This is a genomic window from Paraburkholderia sediminicola, from assembly GCF_046026895.1.
In the GTDB taxonomy this organism is placed as follows: Bacteria; Pseudomonadota; Gammaproteobacteria; order Burkholderiales; family Burkholderiaceae; genus Paraburkholderia; species Paraburkholderia sediminicola_C.
Genome location: NZ_JAQQEU010000003.1, coordinates 76,446 through 101,872, shown reverse-complemented (window position 1 = coordinate 101,872; position 25,427 = coordinate 76,446). Strand labels below are relative to the sequence as shown.

Genomic DNA, 25,427 nt, shown 5'->3' with positions numbered 1-25,427 from the left:
GAACCGCCTTGGCGAGCTGTGGCCTCGCCCCGTTGCCGTCAGCTGGCGATAAACAGAACAGATGGCCTTGAAAAGAAGTCGCAAGCAGCGTTTGCAGGCGTGGTGCGGCGCTGCGCGCATGGCTATACTTCGGACCTTCGGACGAGTACACGACGATGAACGAGACGACCCAGCAGGCCATTGTTCAGACCTTGCGCGAGAAGATCCTGGCCGGCGAGCTATCGCCCAGCCAGCGTCTCGTGGAAGCGCAACTCGCGCAGCGGCTCGGCGTGTCGCGCACGCCGCTGCGTTATGCGCTCAGCGTGCTGTCCTCGGAAGGCTTGCTGGACCGCTCCGGGGGGCGTGGCTACGTGGTGCGCCGCTTCAGCGTGCGTGACGTGCTCAACGCGATCGACGTGCGCGGCGTGCTCGAAGGACTCGCGGCGCGCTCGGTCGCCGAACACGGCGTGGGCGCGGCGCTGGCGGCGGCGCTCGACGATTGCCTGCGCGAAGGCGACGACCTCTTCAACCAGCGGCAACTGCAGCCCGGCGACGACGTGCGCTATGCGCAGATGAACGGCCGCTTTCACGCGCTGATCGTCGACGCCGCGCAGAACGTGGCGGTCTCGGCCGCGTTGAGTCTGAACGACAAGATCCCGTTCGTGTCGCCCTTCACGATCGCCTTCGACGAAGCCGCGCGCGAGCGCCAGTTCATGATGCTGATGTACGCGCATCGCCAGCATCACGCGATTGCGGATGCGCTGAAAAAAGGCGAAGGCGCGCGCGTGGAAGCGTTGATGAAGGAACACACGCATATCTCGAAGGAAAGCCTGAACCTGTCGCTGCCGTCGCTGCATCTGATCGCGGGTGCCGCATGACGAGCGACAGCCCAGCTCTCGCCATTCACGCCGCGCCTCTCAAGGCGCCGTCGTCCCTCAACAGCAAGGACTTGCTCAACCTCGCGCAACTGCGCGCGTTCCGCCTCGTCGCCGAGATGGGCAGCGCGACGCGCGCCGCGGCCGCGCTGTTTCGCGCGCAATCGGCGGTCACGCGGTCGGTGCAGGAGCTGGAGTCGGCGCTCGGCGAGCCGCTGTTCGACCGCGGCCCGTCGGGCATGCTGCCGACGCCGGTCGGGCGCGCGGTGCTGCATCGTTGCGAGCGGATTTTCGCGGAACTGGAAGAGGTTGCGCAGTGGTGCGCCGCGCGCCAGGCGCGCCGCCGGCCGGCAGCGGAAGGCTCATTGCCCGCCTATCTGCTGAACACGCGGCGACTGCAACTGTTCGTGGCACTCGCGCGGCACCGGCATATGCCGAGCGCGGCGAAGACCTTCGGCATCAGCCAGCCCGCGGTGAGTACCGCGATTCGCGTGCTGGAAAGCGGCTCGGGCCTGAGCCTCTTTCACCGCAGCCCGCGCGGGATTCTGCTCACCACTGAAGGCGAAACGTTTCTGCTGCACGTGCGCCGCGCATTGAACGAACTGCGGCACGTGCCGGACGATATCGCCGCGTTGCACGGCAAGATTCAGGGTCTCGTGACGGTCGGCGCATTGCCGCTCGGGCGCACGCTGATCCTGCCCAAAGCGATTGCGCGCATGAGCTCGGAGAATCCGGGCGTGCGCGTGGTCACTGACGAAAGCGCCTACGAGACGCTGGTGGCGGGCCTGCGCGCGGGCGACATCGATTTCATTCTCGGCGCGCTGCGCGACAACGACGCGTCGAGCGGCCTGAAGAACGAGCGCCTCATGTCGGAAGACATGGTGGTGCTGGTGCGCCGCGATCATCCGCTGACCCGCGAGCGGGGCCTCACCATCATGGGCTTGCGCGACGCGCGGTGGATTCTGCCGCGCGGCCACTCGCCAGCGCGCGGGCTGTTCGAAGCGCAATTCAAGCGGAGGAAAGTCAAGCCGCCGCTGCCCACCGTCGAGACCGCCGACCTCGCGGTGATACGCGGGCTGTTGCTGGGCACCGACATGCTGGCCGCGCTGTCGGCGCAGCAATTGCATCACGAGGTTCGCTCCGGGCAGTTGGTGGTGCTCGACGTGCAACTGCACAACACGCGGCGCGACATCGGCCTGACCGTGCGCGCGGCGGGCACGCCGTCGCCGGCCGCGCGCGCGCTGATCGACGCGATCCGGCTGTCGGTGGTCGACGTGACGCGCACCGTCACCCTCGGCGCGGCCTGAGCGCCGCGCGCGACGGCGCCCAGCGCGGCTAGTCCGGCAACTCGTCGAAGAAAGCGCGCCAGTCGAACGGCGTGGGCAGTGTGCCGTAGTCGATACCGCCCGTCTGCATCGCATCCACGATGCTGTCCTGCAAACGCGCGCACGCCTCGCTCATGAACGGCGTGATACCGGCCTCCTGCAGCGTCTGCGAAACCTCGCGCATTTCCGCCGCGCGCCGGCGCCCATGTTCGGCGACGCGGCTGACCAGATAGCCGGGCACGTCCGCGTCGTCGCGCATTTTGCCGAACGTCTGCGCGAGCGAGGCCAGCACGATCGACTCCGCATCGTAGTGCCGCGCGGCGCGCAGACATTCCACGGTCAACGCTTCGATGCCCTTGATCATCACGCTGCGGCACATCTTCGCGGCCGAGGCCACGCCGACCTTCGCCGACACCGCTCGCGCATCGAAACCCAACACGTTGAGCATGGGCGCGAGGCGAGCGGCGTCAGCGCCGCCCAGCAGCATCGGCACCGCGAGACCATACGGCGGCACGGGCGCCATCACGGCGGCCTCGACGTAGCGCGCGCCCGCGCCTTCGATGCACGCCTGCGCGTGCTGCTTGGTGTGCGGCGAGACCGAGTTGATATCGAGGACCACCTGCTCCGCTTCGATGCAGCGAGCGACCTCTTGCGCCACCTCTAGATCGGCTTGCGCGGTCACCGCCGAGACGACGACTTGCGCGCCGTGGAGCGCGCTTTGCAATGTGTCGGCGACACGCACGCCCGCAGCCAGCGCCTTGTCACGAAGAACATCGCGCCGCAGATCGAACATCGACACCTGCACGCCTTTCGCGGCAAGCGCCGCGCCGAGTATCCCGCCGGCCTCGCCGAAGCCGATGAAAGCGATCGTGGCGATGCGAGTCGGGCCGCTCATCGCCGCGCTTCCCGCAGCGAAGAGAAGATGCCGGTTGCGCCGTCAAAGCGCCGCAAGGTCGTGGGGAATGTCGCGCCGTGTGTCATTTCGAGCCACCGTTCTAGCTGTGTGCCAAGCACTATTGTAGGTATTGGACGAGTTCTGGGAACGCTTAAAGCAGCGTGCCATGCCATCGCATTTGCTTATCGGCCAAATACTGCATCGCGAACATGCGCTGCGAAACAGTACCCATTGCGCTTTTCTGCTACAAACATACAAGCACCTCCAATTCGACAAGCAGGGTGAGACGATGACTCAGAAACAATGGGACGCGATGGACGAATTTCTGACGAGCCGGCTGCTGGCGCCCGATGCCGTGCTCGATGCAGTGCTGGACGCGAGTGCCGCGGCCGGTCTACCGCCGATCAACGTGGCCCCTAACCAGGGCAAGCTGCTGCACCTGCTGGCGAAGCTGCGCGGCGCGCGGCGCATTCTCGAAGTCGGCACGCTGGGCGGCTATAGCACGATCTGGCTGGCGCGCGCGCTGCCGACCGGCGGCCGCCTGATCTCGCTCGAAATGAATCCGGACAACGCGGCGGTGGCGCGGGCCAATGTCGAGCGGGCAGGTTTGTCGGGCATCGTCTCGATCGTGATGGGCGCTGCCGCGCAAACACTCGCGAAGTTCGTGACCGATGGCGTCGAACCTTTCGACATGATTTTTCTCGACGCCGACAAGAAGAACTATCCGGACTATCTGCGCCTGTCGCTGCAACTCAGCCGGCCCGGCACGCTGATCGTGGGCGACAACGTGATTCGCGCAGGCCGCATCGCGGATCAGCACAGCACCGATCCCGACGTCGTCGGCTTGCATGAATATTTCAGGCTGCTTGCGACGAATCCGCAGCTCGACTCGACTGCCGTGCAAACGGTCGGCATCAAAGGATGGGATGGATTTTCCATGTCGATCGTGTCGGCCTAGCGCGAACGGGTCGATCACGCGACTTCGACATCACCCTGCGAAGAAGCGCAGGCATCGCGACGGGCAGATGACACGGCACGTGCAAAGAAGATATGGAATCCTTGCCATATATAAAGCGTAGCCACGACACAGACGGAGGCATTACCCGTTGCTCGCGAAGCATCAGGTGAAATTCTCGCAGGCATATGGCGTCGATCTGTCGTTGCTGGCCGGCATGAAGGCTGTGACGATCAAGCCCACCATCGAATACGACTCGCGCCAGCACACGTTCAGCGGCCCGTTGCTCACCGACGTGCTCGACTACGTCGGCGCGCCCGGCGCGGGCAGCACGCAAGTCCTGCTTCACGCGGTCGACGGCTATGCGGTGACGACCACACTCGACACGGTGCGCGCGTATCGCTTCATCGTCGCCACGCAGATGGACGGCAAGCCGCTGCTGCTCGGCGGCGTGGGGCTCTTATGGGCGATCTTCGATGCGGACACTATCCCGCAGTTGTCGGCCAAGCCGCTCAAGGAGCGCTTCGAGCTGTCTCCGTGGGGGCTTTACCCTCTGCAGTTGAGCGAAACGTAGCCGCGCCGAACCGCTCGACGCACGCCTGCCTCACCCGCTCGACCGACGCCGCCCAGCCCTCGCCCGGCGCGCGGCGAAACAGGCGCAGCGTCGGATACCACGGCGAATCGTCGCGCTCGTGCATCCAGCGCCAGTCCACATCTCGTTCCGGCAGCATCACCCAGCATGGCTTGCCGAGCGACGCGGCCAGATGCGCGATCGACGTATCCACGCAAATCACCAGATCGAGTTGCGCGATGATCGCGGCGCTGTCCGCGAAATCCGTCACCTTCGTGCCGAGATCGAGCAAGGGTTGAGCGGCGGGCGGATGGCGCGCGTCGTCTTCGCCCTGGCCTTTTTGCAGACTCACGAAACCCAGACCCGGTACGCTCCAGAGCGGCGCGAGCGTCGCCAGCGAAGCCATCGAGCGGTTCGCATCGTTATGGTGGTTCGCGTTGCCCTTCCACACCAGACCGATCTTGCGGCCGGACCGCAGCGCGTCCAACGCCGGCCGCCATTGCTCGACGAGCGCCGGCTCGAGCGTGATCTGCACGGCGCGCGGAATCGTATCGATGGTGGTGTGCAGATACAGCGGTGCGCTCAACAGACTCGTCCAGCAGTCATAGTCCGCAGCGCGCGCCTGCGCGGCGGTGTGATCGAGCACGGCATCGACGCCGTCCACCTGGGCCATCAGCCGATGCAGCGCCGGCGCGCACGCGAAGGCGATATGCGCGGCCCCTTGAGCTTTCAGCATTGCGAAGTAGCGGCTGAACTGAAGCATGTCGCCCAGGCCGTCTTCCTGCCAGACCAGCAGCGACTTGCCGGCGAGCGAACCGCCCAGCCACTGCGGACAGCCGAGCATCGCGCGGGTCCTGTGATGGACGAACGCGGGCTGTTCGTAGCGGCACTCGTACAGCGCCCAGCCCTCCTCGAAGCGGCCCATGCCGAGCAGCAGCCCGGCCAGACCGAAGCGCGCGTCGCCGTAATCGGCGCGTAGTGCGAGCGCCCGGCGGTATGCGCTTTCCGCCTCGGGCACGCGTCTGAGTTGCGCGAACGCGCTGCCGAGATTGGAATGCGCCTCGGCCATCCCGGGACATACGTCGAGCGCGCGTTGAAACGCATCGAGCGCTTCGGGGAAACGGTCGAGCACGCGGAGCACGCATCCGAGGTTGTTATGCGCATGCGCGATACCGGGCTGGCAGCGAATCGCTTCACGATAGGCCTGCTCGGCCTCGTCGAAACGCTCCTGCCTGAACAGCGCGATGCCGACGTTGTAGTGCGCCTCGGCGTAGTCGGGGCGGCACGCGATCGCTTGGCGGTAAGCCGCTTCGGCCTCAGGCAGACGCGCGAGGTCCACCAGCACTGCGCCGAGGTTCAGATGGGCCTCCGCATAATCGGGCCGTACGGTCAGCGCGAGGCGGAAGGTCAGTTCGGCTTCCGGCAGCCGCTGAACCGCCCTTAGCACACCACCGAGGTTGTTCAGCGCCTCGGGATACTGCGGACGCAGGGTCAGCGCCTGGCGGTACGCCGCGTCGGCCTCCTTGATGCGGCCGAGCGCCACCAGCACGTTGCCGAGGTTGTTGTGCACCTCGGGGTAGTTTTGCAGTCCGGGCAGCGCCCGGCGATAAGCGGCTTCGGCTTCATCCGGGCGGCGCAGATCGCACAGCAGGATGCCGTGGTTGTAGTGCGCTTCGACATAGTCGGGGCGCAGCGTCACCGCCAGGCGATACGACGTTTCCGCTTCTTCCTTGTAGCCGAGTCCGTAGAGCACGTTGCCGAGATGGTGATGCGCGGCGGCGTGATCGGGCCGCAGCGAGACCAGTTGCCGATACATCGCCTTCGCGGCGGACAGTCGCCCGAGCGACTGGAATAGCGAGCCGAGGCTGCCGTACACGTCGGCATAGTCGGGCTTGACGCGCAGACAGTGGCGCCAGTGGCTTTCGGCATCGGTCATGTCGCGCAGCGCGAAACAACACGCGCCGGCGATGTTCAACGAGTCGGCCCGTGCGTCGTTCGGCAGCGTGGTGTCGTCGAGCCACGGCGTCACCATCGACAATGCTTCGGCGAACTGTCCGGCCGAACATAACGCGACGGCCCGCTGGTTGAGGTCGGCGATCGGAGAGGCGAGCGTCTGCGTGGGCGTCATGAGTGCTGGCGAGTAGGGTCGGCGCCGTCGGTGCGATCGGCATTTCACCACGCAGCTTAAGGGATTCAAGGTGGTTCCAACGCGGAGAAATGAGCGGCTTTTAGCCGTCTAATCCGCCGCTATAAGCGGCATCACGGGAGAAAAGATCGCGCGGCAATGTTAGAATCGCCCCCGCCTTTATCCCGACCATCATGACTCTACGATCCCGCAACCGCATGACCGCATGGCTTGGCCTGTTCGCCATGTGGCTCGTCGTGTTCGCGCCGCTCGCGAGTCAGATGCTGCTGTCGGGCCGCGCGCACGAGCCCATCGCCGCGCTCTGTTCGGCACTGCACCCGTCCGGCGCGAGCGAGGCGGGCCTCGTCGCGCACACCGCTGCGCAGCCGCTGCATCTGAGCCACGACGAGGCATTCGGCGCGTGCGGCTACTGTCATCTGCTCCAACATCACGTCGCGATGCCGACGATCGCGGCCGTCGAGCCGCCTGCCGCTCTCGCGCTCGCCGGCAGCGCGCCGCCCGCGCTTTCTACCCGCTTCACGCCACTCGGCGCGTTCCCGTCGGGACGCCCCAGAGCCCCACCTGTCGTTTCCTGATCGCTGCCGGTCCTGATCGCGCATTCGTCGCACCCGTCGAGGGGGCGCGCGATCGCCTGTTCAATGCATCAAGGAAACGTTCATGTTCGACTTCGCCCTGCGGAGGCTGCCCTCTTGCGTCCGCCGTGAGGCTCGCGGCGGCGTCCCGTTTCGACGGCCCGCCCAGCCGCTTTTTCCAGCGTATTGGCCCGCGCTGATTCCGGCGTTCGTGCCGGCCTTCGTCTCGTCGCCCGCCCACGCCGACAACTCGGCCACCGACGCCACATTGCCTGCGGTGAGCGTCACCGCAAGCGCGAGCGCCTCGCCGCGCGCCGTCGATCCGAACCTGCCTGCCTCCGTCGAAACCGTTACCCGCGAGCAGTTCGGCAACTGGAACGTCGTCAACACCGAAGACGTGCTGAAGTACATGCCGAACCTCGCGGTGCGCAAGCGCTTCATCGGCGATCTGAATTCGCTCATCGCCGTGCGCGGCACCAGCAACGCGCAAAGCGCGCGCGGTCTGGTCTACGCGGACGGCCTGCTGTTTTCCAACCTGCTCGGCAACAGCTTTACGTTTGCGCCGCGCTGGTCGATGGTGTATCCCGACGAGATCGAACAGGTCGACGTGATCTATGGGCCGTTTTCCGCGCTGTATCCCGGCAACTCGCTCGGCGCGACGGTGCTCATCAGCACGCGCATGCCGAAGCAATTCGAAGCCAACGCGGACGTCAAGGCGTTCACTCAGCACTTCAGCCTGTACGGCGTGAACCCAAATTTCAACGGCAGCGAGATGAGCGCGTCGATCGGCGACCGGGTCGGCAAGTTCTCCTATCTGCTCGGCGTGAACCATCTGGAGAACACCAGCCAGCCGCTGCAATTCGCCACGCTCGCGCAATCGGCCACGCCCGCGAAACCCGGCGACACGCCCGTGACCGGCGCGTATTTCTACAACAATCAGACCAATATGCCGACCGCCGTACTCGGTGTGAACGGCGAAGGCATCGAGCACACGGTGCAGGACCAGTTCAAGCTGAAGATGCAGTACGACTTCACGCCGACGCTGCAAGCGGGCTTCACGCTCGGCTACTGGCACCAGACTTACGACAGCCAGACATCCAGCTTCCTGCGCGATGCGAACGGCAACGCCGTATACAGCGGCACGGTGTCGATAGGCGGCTACCGGTACACGATTCCCGCTGCCGCGTTCGCGCCGAGTCTCGGCCACAGCGAGAACTGGCTGTACGGCGTGTCACTGAAAACGCGCAACGCCACCGGCTGGAACGGCGAAGCGATTGCCTCGTACTACGACATCGGCAACAGCGTGGCGCGCACGGCCAATTCGGGCGCGCCGGGCAATGGTCCGGGCACGGTCATCTTCGGCGACGGCACCGGCTGGAAAACGCTCGATCTGCGCAGCACCTACACGCCTGCAAGCACGCAAGCCGGTCTCGCGAATCACGCACTGAGCTTCGGCTATCACTACGACAACTACTTTCTCGACAACCAGAGCTACAACACGCTGAACTGGCGCGATGGCGACGCGGCCTCGTTTGCCAACGCGTTCGTCGGCAAGACGCAGACTCAGGCGCTGTACGCGCAGGACGCATGGCGTTTTCTGCCGCGCTGGAAGCTCGTCTACGGTGTGCGCTATGAAGACTGGCAAGCCTATGGCGGATCGCAGTCGCTGCCCGGCCGGACCATTGCGTTCAGCGATGCGAACCAGCGTCACTTCTCGCCGAAGGCCTCGCTGTCGTTCGACGTGAGCGACGATCTGACCTTGCGCGCTTCCATCGGCCGCGCGTACCGCTTTCCGACCGTCAGCGAATTGTTCCAGGGGCAAATCAACGGCTCGTCGATCGTCAACAACAATCCGAACCTGAAACCCGAGGACGATCTGTCGAAAGAACTGAGCGCGGAATGGGCGCACTGGAACGGCGTGTTCCGCTTCTCGCTGTTTCAGGACGACGTGAAGAACACGATCTTCAGCCAGACCGACACGACCGTGATTCCCAACGTGACGAACTTCCAGAATATCGGCAAGGTCCGCTCGCGCGGCGTCGAAACGAGCTACTCGGGACAGGACGTGCTGGTGCGCGGACTGGACCTTCTGGCGAGCGTGGCTTACACGCAGTCGAAGATCATCGCCAACGCGCAGAACCCGGCCACGGTTGGCAAGTACTTTTATCGGATTCCGCTGTGGCGCGCGGATGTCGCGGCGACCTATCACTTCGACGAACGCTCGGCGCTCACGCTTGCCGCGCGCTATTCGGGGCGGCAGTACAACACCCTCACCAATACCGACACCCACCCGGATGTATTCGGCGGCACCAGTTCGTACACGGTGGCGGACGCGAAATTCACCTTCAGGCCGACGAAGCTCAGCGAAGTAGGCATCGGCGTCGACAACCTGTTCGACGCGCGCTACTTCGTCTATCACCCGTATCCGGGCCGCACGTTTTATGTGGAAGCGAAGCTGCGCATCTGAGTACATGACATGAGTGATTCACGCACCCGCAAACCGACCGACCCATTTCCGCCCGACGAGGATTCCATGTCCACTACCACCGCTGAACGCATCGGCTCTGCCACCGGCACGACGAACCCGGGCTATCGGACGCTCTGGCGATGACACCTTTACGCCGGCCTGTTCGTGATGCCGTTTCTGGTTGTGCTCGCGATTACCGGCACGCTGTATTGCTTCCAGCCGCAAATCGAACCGCTGATTTATCGTCACCGCCTGGTCGTCGAATCGCAGGCTACGCCCCGGCTGCCCGACAACGCGCTGCTTGCGAGAGCACGCGCGGCGATGCCGCCTGGCTCCGCAGCGGTAACCGCGACGATCACGAACGACCCGCGACGCAGCGCCGAATTCATCTTCCGTCTCGCGGACGGCGAAAAGCAGAGCGTCTATCTGAACCCGTACAACGGCGACGTGCTGGGCACGCTCAGCGTCGAGCGCCGCTTCATGCAGCTGGACCGGATGCTTCACCGCAAGCTGCTGCTCGGCAAGCCGGGCGAACTGCTGATGGAGCTGGCCGCCTGCTGGACCCTGGTGATGATCGCCACCGGCATCGCACTCTGGTGGCCGCACGAGAAAACCAGTGCACGCGCCGCGCTACTGCCGCGCTTCGCGCTGAAGGGGCGCGCGCTGTGGAAGAACCTGCACGCGGTGATGGGCATCTGGCTGGCGCTCGGCGCACTCGCGTTCGTGTTGACGGGCCTGCCCTGGTCGGGTTCGTGGGGCAAGCAGTTCAAAGCGCTCGCGAGCGCCGCGAATCTCGGCGCGCCGCCGGGCGCCTGGGGAGGCTTGCCGTTGCACTCGGCGCGGCCAGCCAAGCACGACGAGCGAGACTCGACAGTCCAGACGCATGCCGCGAACGCCGCCGAGCACGCGCTCGCTGAACATAGCGCCCCTTCGGCGCAAGTGGACTCGATGCCCGGCATGGTAATGGACGATCTGCCGCTTCCGCGCACACCGTGGGCGGTCGGCAATTCGCACGTGCCCTCTTCCAACGCGGACTCTGCCGGCGCCGACGCGCCGCAACCGCTGCCGCTCGGGCGCATCGTCGCGATCGCTGCATCGCTTGGCTTGACGGACGACTACAGCATCGCGCTGCCAAGCTCGGCGACCGACGTCTACACGGTGTCGTACTTTCCTGGCAATCCGAAAGATGAGCGCACGCTATACATCGACCGATACAGCGGTGCGGTGCTGAAGGACATCCGTTATGCCGACTACGGCGCGGTGTCGAAAGCGGTGTCGTACGGAACGTCGTTGCATATGGGCCGCTATTTCGGCGTGGCCAACCAGATTCTCTGCGCGGCGATTTCGCTCGGCCTCGCCGCGATGGCCGTGACCGGCTGTGTGATGTGGTGGAAACGGCGGCCGCAGCGCTCGCTCGGCGCACCGTCGCGCGAACGCGCCGTGCCGCCGATGCGCGGCTGGAAAACCGGCCTCGTTCTGCTCGGCATCGTGTTTCCGTTGATGGGCGCCACGCTCGTCGTGGTATGGGTCGTGGACCGGGTGATTTGTGGGCGGACCCCGCGGCGGCTGAATAGCGTCTAGTCGTCATATACGCAAAGTAGGCACGAAGGTGTCGCGGGGCGGCCACCTGATGAGTCTCGCGCCCATCACACCCAGCACCCGCGCGCCGCAGCGATGCGGGACTGCAATTGTCAGGCGATTTCGCACCGTTGTAACGCATATTGCACTCTCTGCACATTTACGATACATTTTGCTCGTTTATGATCGATTAACAGCCAACGGCATGGTGGGCCCAAATGCAGCGAACCCGAGAAGACGCGATGAACGGACTGCTGCCCGAGCAGCGCGAGCAGGTGATTCTGGAGCGGCTGCGCACGCACGGGCGCGTGCTGGCCGCCGCGCTGGCCGCCGAACTCCAGACCTCGGAGCACACGGTGCGCCGCCATCTGCGCGATCTGGCCGAACAGGGGCACTGCAAGCGCGTGTACGGCGGCGCCCTGCTGCTCTCGCCCGCCGACAAGCCCGCCGCGGTCCGCATGAGCGAGGCCGTGGATCGCAAGGCGTGCCTCGCCGCCGCCGCGGCTTCGATCGTCCGTCCAAAGCAGGTGATTCTGCTGGACGCCGGTTCGACCAACGCCGCCATCGCGGCCGCGCTGCCGGACAACGCGGACCTGACCGTCGTGACGAATGCGCCCGACGCATGCACCCGCTTGCTGAATCGGCCGGGCTTTGACGTGATTCTGATCGGCGGGCGCATCGCGCGGGGCGCGTCGGGCTCGCTCGGCGCGACCGCTCTGCTGCAAATCCAGCACATCCGCGCCGACCTGTGCTTCCTCGGCGCCTGTGCGTTCGACCCTGACGAAGGGGTCGCCGCATTCGACGCAGAAGATGCCGAACTCAAACGGGCGATGGTGAAAGCAAGCGGTCAGATCGCCATCGCGCTGACTTCGGAAAAGCTGATGACCGCCGCGCCTTTTGCGGTTGCGCCCGCATCGGCGGTCGACTATCTGTTCGTCGAAACCGATGTGCCGGCCGCGCGGCTCGCGAGTCTCGAAGCGGTCTGCGACAACGTGATGGTGGCGCGCTCATGACCACGCTTGCCACTTCTCACATCAAGCCGCTGAAGGAGCGTATCGCGACCCTCGGCGTCTTTCTCGCGAATGGCTTCGGGATCGGCGCGTGGGCAGTCGAAGTGCCGCGCATCAAGGAAAGACTGGCGCTCAACGACACCTCGCTCGGCCTCGCGCTGTTCGCCTTTGCGTTGGGCGCGATCGTCGCGATGCCGCTCGCGGGGCAACTCGCGCCGCGCTTCGGCAGCGGCCGCGCGACCGCGCTGCTCGGCGCGGCGTTCGTCATCACGCTGCCGCTGCCCGCGTTCGCGCCCAACCTTGTCACGCTTTGCATCGTGCTGCTCGCGCTCGGCGCGGCGAACGGCGCACTGGACGTGTCGATGAACGGTCACGCCAGCACCATCGAATCGCAGTGGCGCGCGCCGATCATGTCGTCGTTCCATGCGGCCTGGAGCGCAGGGGGACTGCTCGGCGCGGCCACCGGGGCGATGCTGCTCAAAAGCGGCGTCGGCGTGAGCGGCGGCCTGCTGGCGCCGGCCGCGTTCATCGCAGTCCTGATCGTCTGCGCCGCGTTGCTGGCCTTGCGCGATCTCGGCCCGCGCGCGGCCGCTGCGTCGAGCGGCTTCGCGTGGCCCAGCGGCGCCGTGATGAAACTCGCGCTGCTGGCGTTCCTCTGCATGCTGGTGGAAGGCGCGGTGGCCGATTGGAGCGCGGTGTACTTGCGCTCGACGTTGAACCAGGAGGCCAGTGTCGCCGCGATCGGCTATTCGGCATTCGCGTTCTCGATGGCCGCGTGCCGCATCGTCGGCGATGTGTCCGTGCGCCGCTTCGGCTCGAGCCGGGTCGTCGCGCTCGGCGGTCTGATCGCGATGGCCGGGCTCGCGCTGGTGCTCAGCGTGCCGACGGTGCTCACCGCGTGCGTGGGTTTTGCGATGGTCGGCGTCGGCCTCTCGAATATCGTCCCGGTGATTTTCAGCGCAGCGGGCCGCTCGACTGTCACGCCGGCGATCGGTGTGTCGATGGCGGCTACCGCGGGCTATGCCGGGTTCCTGGTCGGGCCGCCGTTGATCGGTCTCGGCGCGGGCCTGCTCGGCTTGCGCGTTGCGCTGTGTGTGCTCGTGATGGCTGCGTCGATTGTGTGCGTGCTCGGCGGCAAGGCAGTGCGCAGCGCGCGGCTCGCATAGAGCGGCGCGGCTTGCCGCGCGGCGGCTTCAACCGGTGCCTGCTCGCGGCCAGCGGTGTTTATTTCGTCTCTTTGTCCAGCAGCGCCGCGGGCTCGCGACCGAGCGCCGCCGCGCGTCCTGCATGCAGGTCCAGCGGCCAGCTGACGGCGTCGAGCAGCGAGTGCGGCTGTGCGCCACCGTCGAGTCCCGTTGCCGGCCACTCGTGCTTCGCCGGCACCCACAGCGTGCCGAACAGGTGATCCCACAGCGGCAGCAGTTGCGTGAAGTTGTGGTTCAGATGTTCGGCGCGGATCGAATGATGCAAGCGGTGATATTGCGGATTGTTGACCCACGTGACGTAGCGGCCCAGGTCCACGCGCAGATTCAGATGCGCGAAGTAGTTGCCGAACATGAACACGAAGGATGTCAGCCCGACGATCCACGGCTCGACCTTGAACAGCACGCCCACCAGCGGATAAAGCAGACAGCCTTTGATCAGAACTTCGAACCAGTGATGCCGCAGCGTCACCGTGACATTGAAGTCGACCGCGCTATGGTGCAGCGAATGCAGCTTCCACAGCACGGGCCAGGTGTGCTGCAGACGGTGAAACGCGTATTCGAGCAGGTCGATGGTGAGCAGCACGATCACGAACGACGCCAGCGCGCCCCATCCGCGCGACACCAGCACGACCATGCCGCCGCCGAGCGCGTTCACGATGGCGACGCTGGCCGCGGCCGTCAGCGGCTTCACCGCTTCCACCAGTGCCAGATACAAAGCGCCATAGGCCATGTTCAGACGCTGCGCCGAGCGCGATTGCAGCAATGCGGCCGGCCAGCGGCGCTCCAGCGTCGCACCCACCGCCATCATCACCAGCACGAGCGCGTACGCCTGGAGCCAAAGACTCGCGTGGTGCGGCAGGCCGGCAAACGCGCTTGATGCAAACATGGGATTCCCCGGGGATACGGTGCATCGAGAGCCGCCGGCCTTGCGCTGCGCACGGTTGCGGGCAACCTCGCGGGAAGCGCCGGAACACTCTACGTTAGCAGTGCATCGGGCGCGTTAATGCGATCTTCGCAGTCCGATGGGCCGCGCGCAAGCGTCGTGTGGCACGCGGTTCGTCCATACGGACACCCGGCGAAGCAGCGCTCAGGCCCGTCTATGGATTCGGAAAAAAGTGGCGAGGTCGCCGCTTCACGTCGTCATGATCAGGGGCGGTCGATACCTTGAGTACCGAGGGCCCGTGTCGCCGTTTTATCGACATCCGTTTTATGTTGACCCCGCCGCACCTCGCGAACGCGCCGACCTCCCCGAACGCTATCCGCAAGGACAGTGCTGCCGCCGTATTTGTTCACTACTTATGCTGGTCCGTTGCCGGCTGCAACGTGTTTTTGTCTTGTGATTCTCATATTGCAACAGCTATGCCATGAGGCCTCAAAGCCTCGTCAGACAAAGGCGTTCGGTTCAACGCGCGGTTTACAGCCCACTCAACGGCACTCGATGAATCGTAGTTGAGACGCCGCCGTGCTCCGTGGCAGCGCTTCCGTGCGAGCGGCGGCCAGTCATCTCGCGGGCACTGGAAAACCCGTAGACGGGTTGACCGGCAAAGCTTCGCCGAACGCTTCGGTGAGATATACCGCTGCCTGATTGATCGAAACAGCAGTGCCGGGCGCGGTCCTATGTGTCGCAAAACTGAGAAGGCGACGAGGCCGTTCGAACAACCCGCATGCAAGCGACGACGGACTGTGTCATCGCAAGCAGTTAGCGTTCTGCAACCGCTCAGGCGCCCGCGAATAGCGCGCCTGGCGATGGCACGCGCCGGTTCACAACAGTGCCGACAACTGCGCCACGCGAGCCTTGAACTGCTGCATTTCGGCGGCCTGCAGCGGCGTCTTCTGTGGCAGCTCGACCGTCAGCGGATCATTCGGCACGTGGTGCACATGAACTTCGTAGTGCAAGTGCGGGCCGGTCGCCCAGCCGGTTTCGCCGACATAACCGATCACCTGATCGCGGCTCACACGGCTGCCGCGGCGCAGCCCTTTCGCGAAACGCGACAGATGGGCGAAGGTCGTCGAATACGGCGGCGGGTTCTGAATCACGATCACCTTGCCGTAGCCGGTCTGCCGCCCGATGAAGCGGACCACGCCACGCGCGGTCGCGTGCACGGGCGTGCCGATCGGCGCGGCAAGATCGACGCCGTCATGACTTTGCCAACGATGCAGCACCGGATCGAAACGGCGTAACGAGAAGTCCGAGGACACCCGCGTAAAGTCCAACGGATAGCGTTCGAACGAAGGGTTGGTACTCGCGCCGTCTTTCGAATAGTAGAAGGGCTTACCCTGGAGATCCTTGTACAGGAACACGTCGTGGGCGGTCGCGCCGCGAACCACGCGAACGGCCAGCGGTTCACGCGCGGCTTGGCTGTCGCTGCTTTCGTCGAATACCGCGCTCACGCGATCACCGGGCCGCAGATCGCGCGAGAAGCTGAGATCGCCGCGCCGTGCGCGGGCCAGCATCGACGTCGTGCCCGCATCGACGCCCATGCTTTGCGCGGCCGCAGCGAAGCTGCGCCCGATCGAAGCCTTCTTCACGGTGAACGCGGGAGGCTTCGCCGCCGGTGTGCCCGACGCGGCACTCGCAACGTCGGCAGCCGGGGACGCGGTGGCCGGCGAAGCGGCGGCGCGCCGGGCGGAATCTTTGCTCACCAGGGAGACGTCGGGTTCGTCGGTACGCGCAGCACGCTCATGGCTCACGAGGTAAGCCGCACACACGGAACTGATCGCACCCAGAAAAATGATTTTGCCGACGCGCCCGGGCAGGACGCGAGCTACGGAGAGAGGCATTGACTAGAGCTAAGCGGTCGACCGTCACATGCGCCAACGTCACGCACGTACCGGTGGGTTCATTGAATCAGCGCCTGCGGGCACTGTGTAAGGCGCTGCTTAAAAGCTGCTGGCAAGCCTAGGGATGCTTTCTTAAGTCAGACTTAAGCTGCCCCTAATAAGCGCGTATGCGCTTGATGGAGTGGATGACGACGAGCTTGTGCGGGGACGGGGGCCATGCGCAGTGTTGGGCGGCCTGCTTCTCGGGTTCTTCTCCGCCGTTCACGCGCCCTTTCCTCGCGCGCGAATCGCGATTCAATGCCGCTTCCGGCGATTTCTTTTGACGGTTGCTCTGATCACCGCTCGATGCGTCGTGACGTCGTCATTCCGTCAAGACAACGAAGCCAGCATGTTCGACAGCCGCCTCATATGAGCCTTGAACGCGGCGCTCGCGTCGCGATCGGTCGTCGGGTTCAGATGCGACGTTTCGGCGAGTTCGACCTGCTCGTGAAAATCGTTGGCGATGGTGCGTTTGATGTCGGCAGGCAACGACCGCACGATGGAGACCAGCAAAGCCTCTTCGGCATGCATCATGCCGAGAATCGAATGAGTGTCCATGCGAAAACCTCCGGTGAAGGCATCGTCAATGCAAGCCAGCGTGAGCGCTGGCGCACTTCATGTTACCCCGCCGACTCGCACGATGGCGGCATGCATCAGGTGATTGTCGGGCGCGCCCAATTGCTAGCGACCCGGCCGGTGCGTGAAGCCGTTACTCCGCGATCGAATAGCGCGACGGACGGCTGTGCGGCGCTTTCGCCGGACGCTCGACCCGTGGACTGGCGCCACGGATAAAAAGGATCGCGCACAGGGCGACCATGGCCCAGATGCAGAGAATTATCGTCAAGGCACTCATGTCGGTATTCGGAAGGTCGAGATTGCGATTGATACGGTCGGGCCAGGCGGCCGCTCAGTGCGTCGTAGGTTGGCCGGAGCCGCCGAACAGAAGCTCGTCGATCATCCGCGTGGTCTGCGTCAGCTGCTTTTCAAGCGACGCGCGCGCCACTTGCGCGCCAGCCATGTCGCTGCGCGCGACCGCTGCGTGGGTCTGCGTCGCGAGTTGCAACACCATTTCCGACGCGCACTGCAGCTCGTGCATGGAGTCGGCGGCCGCCGACGGGCGGTTCCAGTCGGACGTGCCGATTTCCGGCGAGCCGGTTTCGAACTGGTGATCTTTGTCGTGGCGGGAAGACATCGCAGGCTCTTGGCGGGATTGGACGATTTCAGTTTGCGCCGGACCCGCGATTTTCAATCTCTCGAACAGAAGCCGATTTTCAAGTCAATCCGAGGCGTTGCGGAAAACGTGGCTTTCTACTGAAGAATAGGCGCGCCGCCGGGGATTGCGAGCCGCTTGCGTCAAGGCGCGGGTTCGCTGCGCGAGGGGGCGTTTCCTCCGCCCTCAAGCGGGAAATTCCGCCGAGGACGACGGCGCGCTCGACGTCAGCAAATTACGGCTGCGAACCCGACGCGAAACGCCTCACCTCAAGCAGCGGGGATCACGTCGATACGCAATGCGTCACCGCCCGCCGCGATCGCGAGCAGAAGGTCGACGTTCGGATGCGCACCGGGACGGTTGCGCGCGTCGGCCGTGTGTTCGGCGAACAACGCGAGACCGTGTTCAGCGGCGTTGGCGTCCAGCGAGCCGAATGTTTCGCGCAGATAGTTGTATACCGTGAGCGAGCCCTGCTTGCCCGGCTTGTTCTCGATGCTCGCGACCACGGCGCCCTTGTCATCCACCAGATCGATACGCGCGATACCGTCGATGGCGGGCATCTGGGCGAGGTTCTCCTTGAACACGCTGCTCGGTTGAATCATTAAAAAACACTCCTTCCGTTCTAAAAAATTGCATGGCGGGCCGTATCTTATCCGATAGGGGTTTGCACGGCGGCGGCGGAGTAATCGAGTGATTGGGCGAGCGTAGTGTGCTGGACAGAACTTGCGCAACCGGCGTGGGCAATGCAACGGACTCCTGCATACCTGAGCAAGGGTGCTTGCGCCGTGGGATAGACATTCGCGTGATTGGGTTGCGGACTTTTTGCGCGCATAGCGGCGTTCCCTCGCACGCGCAACCCACTATGGCACCACGGGGTCGACAGTTGCGCCCTGTCCAGCTTCGACATGGCGGGCGGCGTCACCAATCCGCTGTCGCCCGCGCCGATCGTGAGAGCGGACACCGCGTTGGCCGCCGCGTCAGCGAAAGCGGGCGGAGTCATTGCCGTGCTGTGTGCCGCTGAATCCGCGATCGAACCCACGCGCAAGCTGTTCACCGAGCACGCGCGAAAACAACGCATCCGTCGAAGCCATCCATCTCGCGCGGGTCTGGGCGCTGTTTCAGAGTGGTGATCTCGACGCGTGCTTCACGGCGATCGCATCGTCGGCGGAAGAGGCGTATGAAGCAGGCGCAACCGTCGTCGCGTTCGCTCATCCGTGGATGTCGCCTGCCGTGCAGCTCGCCAGCAAGCACAGACTGCCGCTCGATAACGCGCACGCCGCGCTGCGCGACGCGATGCAACAGTTCAACGAGCGTTCGGTAAGCAACTGACTGGAACCCACATCGCGAAGTCGAAGGGTCAACCGGAACGGCAGTCAGTGCTCGCCTGCGAGTTCGAAGGTGCCTTCCATCACGCTGACGCATTTTCCGCCGACCCGAACCTCGGCCCGATCATCGCGCGTATCGACCTTCACGGACAGGATGCTCGGGCGTCCCATATCCACGCCTTGCGCGACGCACAACGACAATTCCGACAGCCCGCGAACCTCGGCAATGAGGGCGGCCGTCGCGGCGGTCGCGCTGCCGGTGGCGGGGTCTTCGGTCATGCGCGGCGTGAACATACGCGCGTCGAGATCGCAGATCGTTGCGGACCTGGCCGGGCCGACCTCGCGCGTATAAGCGTAGATGGACACCGCGCCGTCGATAGGCAGCACACCTTTGTACGCGCCGAGATTCGGCATACACCGCCGCAACGCGTCGCGTGAAGCGAGTTCAACCACGAGAAACGGCAGGCCGACCGACGCAACCTGAGGTGCATGCGTGTTGACGAGCACATCGTCGGCTGTGAGCGACAGACACGCCGCGACCCGCCCTGCGGAAACTTGCGACAATCGCGTCAACGGCTCCGGCGCGACGAGCTCGGCGCCGACCAAGGTGCCGCCCTGTTTCAATTGCCTCACCGGAACGAGGCCCGCGATCTCCTCGAAGACGAGCAGGTCCGGCAACGGTTGCTGCCGCAATGCCGCGTTTTCTGCGAGCACGAATGCCGTGCCGATGTTCGGATGTCCGGCGAAAGGTATTTCGCGGCTCGGCGTGAAGATTCTCACCCATGCAGTGTGAGCGGGATTGCGCGGCGGCAGTACGAACGTCGTTTCGCTGTATCCGAACTCGCACGCGATGCCCTGCATCTGGGCGCCCGACAAGCCTTGCGCATCGAGCACGATGGCGACCGGATTGCCGCTGAATTTCGTGTCCGTGAAGACATCGGCAGTGACGTAGCGGCGATTCATGGCGTTCCTCGGCTGGGTAATGGCTTTCCAAATGTTATGCCTATTTTCGCCGTGGGTCGCCGATACGACAGATACAGTTTCGTCGACCCGAACGGGGCCCACCCGACCATTGGCCGCCTCGTCGGGTTCGATGAGTCAGAAGAAAGGAGCATCGAAAAAAGCCCGCTTTCGCGGGCAACCCTTCTCCTGGCAACTGGTAACTGGTAACTGGTAACTGGCAACTGGCAACTGGCAACTGGCAACTGGCAACAGACAACAAAGCACCCAGTAACGCCTACACTCTCACCCCTTCGTCGCCCCAAACGTCAAGCCCGCGACAAAATGCTTCTGCATTGCAAAGAACATCGCAACCGAGGGCAGCGCGGCCAGAATCGACCCCGCCGAAACGAGATTCCACGCGGTCGTCCACTGCCCTTTCAACGCGGCGACGCCCACCGTGATCGGCGCGGCATCGTCGCCTTGCGTCAGACAGAGCGCCCAGAAATAGTCGTTCCACACGAACGTAAACACGAGAATGGCCAACGCCGCGAGCGCCGGACGAATCAACGGCAGCACGATCCTGAAGAACACCGTCCACTCGTTCGCGCCTTCGATCCGCGCTGCCTCGACCAGTTCGAACGGCAACTGCTTGATGAAGTTGCGCAAGAACAGCGCACAAAAACCCGTCTGAAACGACACATGAAACAGAATCAGCGCGCTTACCGTGTTGAACAACCCGAGTTGCAACGACAGATCACGCACCGGAATCATCAACACCTGCACCGGCACGAAATTTCCCGCGACGAACGTCGCGAACAACGTCGAATTGCCGCGAAACCGGTAGATCGCCAGCGCGAATCCGGCCATCGCCGCCAGAGCGATCGAAGCCACCACGGCAGGCACCGTGATCAGCACGCTATTCCAGAAGTAATGCAGCATCGGCGACGTGGTCAACGCCTCGCGATAGTTGTCGAACATCGCGAAGTGCTTCGGCCATCCCCAGTAATTGCCCTCGCTCAGTTCCTCCGTCGAGCGCACCGACGTGACGAGCACCGCGATCATCGGCAGCAGCCAGATCAGCAGCGCGATGGGCAAGGTCAGTTTGTACGTGCGGCGCGCGGCCGGCTTCCATTTGTCGATCGGAATCGGAAACATGATCGGTTCCTCTATTGCTCGGTGCGCAGCATGCGCCGCAAGTGATAAACGATGTACACCAGCATGATGCCGAACAGCACGACCGCCACCGCCGCCGAATAGCCGATGCGGTAATACTTGATCGCCTGGTCGTACATGTAGTACGCGAGCACGGTCGAACTTTCGAACGGGCCGCCGCCGGTCATCACCGAGATCAGATCGAAACTGCGCAATGCGCCGATGATGGTGACGACGATCGCCATGAACGTGGTCGGGCGCAGTTGCGGCAGGATCACATGCCACAACATCGACCAGCCGTGCGCGCCTTCCATGCGCGCGGCCTCGATCTGCTCGCCGTTCAGCGCCGTCAACCCGGTGAGGTACAGGATCATGCAGTACGCGGTTTGCGGCCAGAGCGCCGCGAACACGATCCCGAGCGTCGCGTAGCGCGGGTCGCCGAGCACCGGCACGCCGTGGCCGAGAATCAGCGCGAGCAGGCCGAAGGTGGGGTCGTAGAACCACGAGAAGATCAGGCCGACCACCACGCCCGACAGCACGAACGGCGCGAAGAACAGCGACTTGACGATGCGGATACCCGCCACCGCCTGGTTCAGATACAGCGCGACCGCGAGCCCCATCGGCGGAGCGAGCAGGACCAGCACCAGCCAGATCAGGTTGTTCCTGAGCGCCGTGTAGAAGGTCGGCGTGTGAAACAGCTCGATGTAATTCGCGAGACCGATGAACGACGGCTCGGTCATGCCGTCCCAGTTGAAAAAGCTCAGCCGGATGGTCGACAGGATCGGCCACACGACGTAGATCGCGACCATCACACAGGCCGGCGCGAGAAACAGGAACGCCGCGCGCCGCTGCCGCCGCGCGGTCGGCGTGGGAGGGCGCCGGCGCTGCGCGGCCGGCGGCCCGCCGCGCAGCGCGCCGCCCGATGCGGGCAGGCCAGGGCCGCCAGGTTCTACAGGACCGCCGACAGTTTGACGGCTGACGGAATGCGACACGATCATTCTCCTAGCGCCTTACGCTGGCCCCATACAAGATAGTTGCCGATCCAATCCGACGGCTAGCGGCCTCCCGGCCGCCACCGCTCACTTCTTGTAGATGCGCTTACGGGTCTGCTCGAGTTGCGCGAGCACGTCGTCGAGCTTGGTGGGATCGGAGACGAACTGCTGCATCCCCTTCATCCCTTCGTCAGCCATTTCCTTGGTCATATCGCGATCGTAGAACTGCGCGATGCCGCCCTTCGTGTTCGCCAGAATCTGGAAGCCGATCTTCGAGATCGGCTCTTCCGGTTCGGGCGACTTGCTGTTCGCCGACAGCGAGCCGAGCCCGGCCGCGAGCTGCGCGCCGATCTCGGGCGTTTCGACGAACGCGAGGAACGCATGCGCATCCGCCTTGTTCTTCGCCTTCGACGGAATGTGCAGCGATTCGACTGGCCCGTCTTCCGCGGTCGGCACCTTCGAGTCGATCACCGGGAACTGGAAGTAGCCCATTTGCGGTTTCACGTTGGGCGGAAAGCCAGCGGTGATGAACGTGCCCATCAGCATCATCGCGGCCTTGCCCTGGAACAGGAACGGCTGCACCGCGTCCAGATCGTACGACAGCGAGTTGTCGATGAAATAACCGGCATCGAGCAATTGCTTCCACGTCGTGTAGACCTTCTTCACGCGCGGGTCGGTGTACGGAATCTCGCCCGCCATCAGCTTCTGATGGAACGCGTTGCCGTTCAGCCGCAGATCGAGATAGTCGAACCAGCCGGCGAGCGTCCACGCATCACGCCCCGCGACGGCGATCGGCGTAATGCCGGCTGTCTTCAGCTTCCTGGCGGCGTCGAGAAACTCATCCCACGTTTTTGGCTCGCCCTTGATGCCGGCCTTCTCGAACAGATCCTTGCGATAGAACATGCCCCACGAGTAGTACACGGTCGGCGCGGCATACTGTTTGCCCTTATACGACGACGCTTCCTTGGTGGACGCATACATGTCGTTCCAGCCGTTCTTCGCCCAGTCGCCGCTCAGGTCTTCGAACAGGCCGCGCTGCGCGTAATACGCCATGCGTTCGCCGTCGTGCCAGTTGACCACATCCGGCGCGACGGTGGAGAGCCAGCCGGGCAACTGCACCTTGTACGCTTCCTCGTCCACGAACGACACCTTCACGTCGACCCCGGGATGCGCCTTCTTGAACTCATCGACCACCGACTGCCAGACCGCGCGCTGGTTTGCCCCCTTGTACGCAATGTTGATCGCGAGCGTGCCGGCCTGCGACGCCGTGCTCACGGCCGAGGTCCCCACAGCCGCCGCAGCCAGTGCGAATGCCAACAGAATCTTGCGTGGTTTCAGTTGCATGTTGCCCGTCTCCTTTATGCCTTGATTTTGCGTCGTTGTCGTTACTGCGTGGAATCCTCTGCGAGCCTGCGCGTCAGCGCGACCGGTACACGGCCACGCCCTGTGGTGCGAGTGCGCGTGAACCTATCACGAATGCATCGTCGGCGACATCGGTGAGCGTATGGGTGTCGTCGCCGTAGTTGAACGCGTAGGTCAGCGCGCCGCGCCGGCTGATGCGCACGCTGTCGCTCAACTGCAGGGTCGTGACGCCGGCCTCTCGTGCGATCCGCTCGAATAGCCGCACCGTGAGCGCGTCGTCGAACAGGCTCGCGAAGTAATGGAACGCGCCGCTGCGCACATACGCGGGGTGGCCGTCCGCGAAACGCGCGCGCACGTCGAGCGAGGCCGCCGCATCGCTGTCAATGAAATCGCGCCAATGACGCGCGAGGCCGTCGGCAACGCTCGCCTGCTGGCTGTCCGCGAGACGCACGCCTTCGGTCACGTTCGGCCGCATCGATTCGACGCGCCAGATGCGCGCCGGCAGCACCGAGGCCAACGCACCGGGCGGCAGATTGGTCGGAATGCGCACGTCGCGGGTCTTCGAACCGGTGCGCGGACCGAGCACGACCTGCGCACCCGAGCGCGCGAGGCGCACCGCGAAATCGTCCGGTACGACCGGCAACGGCGGCACGACGACCAGACTGTAGCCGTCCAGCGGCGCGTCCACCGGCACGACATCGACATCGAGTCCGAGCGCGCGCAGCGCCGAGTAGTACTCGAACGCGAAACGCGGATAGTGAAAGTCCGCCCCTTGGGGATGAATCTCGAACAGCCACTTCGCCTCGTAGTCGTAGACGAGCGCGACCTTCGAACGGATCGCAGCGTTCGCGTCGCCATTCGACGCGAGCACCGTGCGAATCTCGTCGGCCACCTGGGCCGCCTCATTGCCGCCGACATCGAGCCGGTTGTCGGGCGTGTTCAGCCCCGCATGCATCTGCTCCTGCGCGAACGGCGCCTGCCGCCAGCGGAAGTACGACACGCAGCCCGCGCCGTGCGCGAACGCCTCCCAGCTCCAGAGGCGCACCATGCCGGGCAGCGGCGCCGGATTCCACATTGCCCAGTTCACCGGACCGGGCTGCTGCTCCATCACCCAGAACGGCAGCTTCGACATGCCACGGTAGACATCGTGATTGAACGACGCAAAGTCGGGATGGCCGCTGCGCAGCCAGCGCGCCTTCACGTCCGGCGCGAACCATTGCTCTTCGAGCGCGCCGAGCGGATAGCTGTCCCAGCTCGCGACATCGAGGTCGGCCGCGACCTTGTAGTGATCGAACTCGGTGAACAGCTGCATGAAGTTGTGCGCAACCGGCCGCCCCGGCGAATGCGCGCGAATGATCTCGACCTGCATGCGGTTGTAGCGCGCCACTTCGTCGGACGCGAAACGCCGGTAGTCGAGACGGTGCGAAGGATGCGCTTCGGTCACGGTCGCCACCGGCGCGTCGATCTCGTCGAAGCTGCGGTACTCCATGCTCCAGAACACCGTGCCCCACGCGTCGTTCAATGCGTCGATGGTGCGATAGCGCGCCTTCAGCCACTCGCGAAAGCGCGCCACTGCCGCCGGCGAATAGCTGAGCACCGTGTGATGGCAGCCGAATTCGTTATCGGTCTGCCAGTATGCGACCGCCGGATGCCGGCCGTAGCGCTCGGCGACCGCCGTGCAGATGCGTTGCGACGCCTCGAAATACGACGGCGACGAGAAGTCGTAATGCCGCCGCGAGCCGAACGCGCGCGGGCGTCCATCCGCGCCGATCGGCAGGATGTCCGGATGACGGTCGATCAGCCACTTGGGCGGCGTCGCGGTCGGCGTGCACATGACGACCTTCAGGCCGGCTGCGCCCAGCACATCGATCGCGCGATCGAGCCAGCCCCAGTCGTATTCGCCAGGCGCGGGCTCGATGCGGCTCCACGCGAATTCGGCGATTCGCACCTGTTCGATGCCGAGTGCTTTCATCCGGCGAGCGTCGTCTTCCCACATCGACTCAGGCCAATGTTCCGGGTAATAGCAGACTCCAAGGCGCATCCCAA

The 25,427-nt window shown here is 64.6% G+C and carries 21 protein-coding genes and 1 pseudogene; 10 read left to right on the top strand and 12 right to left on the bottom strand.

Annotated features, from left to right (window positions below):
• The first annotated feature begins 155 nt into the window (after positions 1-155).
• Both PQR02_RS03415 and PQR02_RS03410 read left to right on the top strand, forming a co-directional pair.
• Positions 156-857, top strand: coding sequence for a GntR family transcriptional regulator (locus tag PQR02_RS03415; protein WP_408225477.1), 702 nt, complete (start codon positions 156-158; stop codon positions 855-857).
• Complete coding sequence (locus PQR02_RS03410) at positions 854-2,161, top strand: LysR family transcriptional regulator (protein ID WP_408225474.1); 1,308 nt, start codon at positions 854-856, stop codon at positions 2,159-2,161. The genes PQR02_RS03415 and PQR02_RS03410 overlap by 4 nt, the downstream gene beginning before the upstream one ends.
• A gap of 28 nt (positions 2,162-2,189) precedes the next feature.
• On the opposite strand, the gene PQR02_RS03405 is transcribed toward PQR02_RS03410, so the two are convergent.
• Positions 2,190-3,074 (bottom strand): NAD(P)-dependent oxidoreductase, encoded by an 885-nt coding sequence (locus PQR02_RS03405; RefSeq protein WP_408225471.1) that lies wholly within the window; start codon positions 3,072-3,074, stop codon positions 2,190-2,192.
• Between the two features lie 289 nt (positions 3,075-3,363).
• Between PQR02_RS03405 and PQR02_RS03400 the strand changes: the two genes are divergently transcribed.
• Positions 3,364-4,032, top strand: coding sequence for an O-methyltransferase (locus PQR02_RS03400; RefSeq protein ID WP_408225468.1), 669 nt, complete (start codon positions 3,364-3,366; stop codon positions 4,030-4,032).
• 166 nt (positions 4,033-4,198) lie between these two features.
• Positions 4,199-4,603 (top strand): molybdopterin-dependent oxidoreductase, encoded by a 405-nt coding sequence (locus tag PQR02_RS03395; protein ID WP_408225465.1) that lies wholly within the window; start codon positions 4,199-4,201, stop codon positions 4,601-4,603.
• On the opposite strand, the gene PQR02_RS03390 is transcribed toward PQR02_RS03395, so the two are convergent.
• Complete coding sequence (locus PQR02_RS03390; protein WP_408225462.1) at positions 4,542-6,728, bottom strand: tetratricopeptide repeat-containing glycosyltransferase family protein; 2,187 nt, start codon at positions 6,726-6,728, stop codon at positions 4,542-4,544. The two genes, PQR02_RS03395 and PQR02_RS03390, sit on opposite strands and share 62 nt — an antisense overlap.
• Before the next feature lie 191 nt (positions 6,729-6,919).
• Between PQR02_RS03390 and PQR02_RS03385 the strand changes: the two genes are divergently transcribed.
• The 5 genes and pseudogenes from PQR02_RS03385 to PQR02_RS03365 all read left to right on the top strand — a co-directional run bounded on the left by PQR02_RS03385 (position 6,920) and on the right by PQR02_RS03365 (position 13,539).
• Positions 6,920-7,321 carry a DUF2946 domain-containing protein gene (locus tag PQR02_RS03385; protein ID WP_408225459.1) on the top strand — a complete coding sequence of 134 codons (402 nt, stop codon included), beginning with the start codon at positions 6,920-6,922 and terminating at the stop codon, positions 7,319-7,321.
• Between the two features lie 82 nt (positions 7,322-7,403).
• Positions 7,404-9,785 carry a TonB-dependent receptor gene (locus PQR02_RS03380; protein WP_408225456.1) on the top strand — a complete coding sequence of 794 codons (2,382 nt, stop codon included), beginning with the start codon at positions 7,404-7,406 and terminating at the stop codon, positions 9,783-9,785.
• A gap of 66 nt (positions 9,786-9,851) precedes the next feature.
• Positions 9,852-11,366: pseudogene (locus tag PQR02_RS03375) on the top strand (PepSY-associated TM helix domain-containing protein).
• Positions 11,367-11,581: 215 nt separating this feature from the next.
• Entirely contained in the window at positions 11,582-12,376 is a 795-nt protein-coding gene (locus tag PQR02_RS03370; RefSeq protein WP_408225453.1) for a DeoR/GlpR family DNA-binding transcription regulator, read from the top strand.
• Complete coding sequence (locus PQR02_RS03365) at positions 12,373-13,539, top strand: MFS transporter (RefSeq protein WP_408225450.1); 1,167 nt, start codon at positions 12,373-12,375, stop codon at positions 13,537-13,539. The genes PQR02_RS03370 and PQR02_RS03365 overlap by 4 nt, the downstream gene beginning before the upstream one ends.
• 58 nt (positions 13,540-13,597) lie before the next feature.
• On the opposite strand, the gene PQR02_RS03360 is transcribed toward PQR02_RS03365, so the two are convergent.
• From PQR02_RS03360 to PQR02_RS03340, 5 genes are all read right to left on the bottom strand, one after another.
• Positions 13,598-14,464, bottom strand: a complete 867-nt coding sequence (locus PQR02_RS03360; protein WP_408225447.1) for a sterol desaturase family protein — start codon at positions 14,462-14,464, stop codon at positions 13,598-13,600.
• Positions 14,465-15,339: 875 nt separating this feature from the next.
• Positions 15,340-16,221 carry a M23 family metallopeptidase gene (locus tag PQR02_RS03355; RefSeq protein ID WP_408225444.1) on the bottom strand — a complete coding sequence of 294 codons (882 nt, stop codon included), beginning with the start codon at positions 16,219-16,221 and terminating at the stop codon, positions 15,340-15,342.
• Between the two features lie 507 nt (positions 16,222-16,728).
• Positions 16,729-16,956: a hypothetical protein gene (locus tag PQR02_RS03350; protein ID WP_408225441.1), complete on the bottom strand. Its 228-nt coding sequence runs from the start codon at positions 16,954-16,956 to the stop codon at positions 16,729-16,731.
• Positions 16,957-17,305: 349 nt separating this feature from the next.
• Positions 17,306-17,590, bottom strand: coding sequence for a hypothetical protein (locus PQR02_RS03345; protein WP_408225438.1), 285 nt, complete (start codon positions 17,588-17,590; stop codon positions 17,306-17,308).
• A 287-nt stretch (positions 17,591-17,877) separates the two neighbouring features.
• Positions 17,878-18,210 (bottom strand): DUF2322 family protein, encoded by a 333-nt coding sequence (locus PQR02_RS03340; RefSeq protein WP_408225435.1) that lies wholly within the window; start codon positions 18,208-18,210, stop codon positions 17,878-17,880.
• Positions 18,211-18,619: 409 nt separating this feature from the next.
• Here PQR02_RS03340 and PQR02_RS03335 point away from each other — a divergent pair, with 409 nt between their 5' ends.
• Positions 18,620-18,937, top strand: coding sequence for a hypothetical protein (locus PQR02_RS03335; protein WP_408225432.1), 318 nt, complete (start codon positions 18,620-18,622; stop codon positions 18,935-18,937).
• Between the two features lie 44 nt (positions 18,938-18,981).
• Here PQR02_RS03335 and PQR02_RS03330 read toward each other — a convergent pair whose 3' ends face one another.
• From PQR02_RS03330 to PQR02_RS03310, 5 genes are all read right to left on the bottom strand, one after another.
• Positions 18,982-19,896, bottom strand: coding sequence for a PhzF family phenazine biosynthesis protein (locus PQR02_RS03330; RefSeq protein ID WP_408225429.1), 915 nt, complete (start codon positions 19,894-19,896; stop codon positions 18,982-18,984).
• Positions 19,897-20,178: 282 nt separating this feature from the next.
• Entirely contained in the window at positions 20,179-21,030 is an 852-nt protein-coding gene (locus PQR02_RS03325; RefSeq protein ID WP_408225426.1) for a carbohydrate ABC transporter permease, read from the bottom strand.
• Positions 21,031-21,041: 11 nt separating this feature from the next.
• Positions 21,042-22,025 (bottom strand): carbohydrate ABC transporter permease, encoded by a 984-nt coding sequence (locus PQR02_RS03320; protein WP_408225423.1) that lies wholly within the window; start codon positions 22,023-22,025, stop codon positions 21,042-21,044.
• Positions 22,026-22,106: 81 nt separating this feature from the next.
• Positions 22,107-23,363 carry an ABC transporter substrate-binding protein gene (locus PQR02_RS03315; RefSeq protein ID WP_408225420.1) on the bottom strand — a complete coding sequence of 419 codons (1,257 nt, stop codon included), beginning with the start codon at positions 23,361-23,363 and terminating at the stop codon, positions 22,107-22,109.
• 73 nt (positions 23,364-23,436) lie between these two features.
• A complete protein-coding gene (locus PQR02_RS03310; RefSeq protein WP_408225417.1) occupies positions 23,437-25,422 on the bottom strand; it encodes a beta-galactosidase in 1,986 nt (661 codons plus the stop codon).
• Positions 25,423-25,427 lie beyond the last annotated feature (5 nt).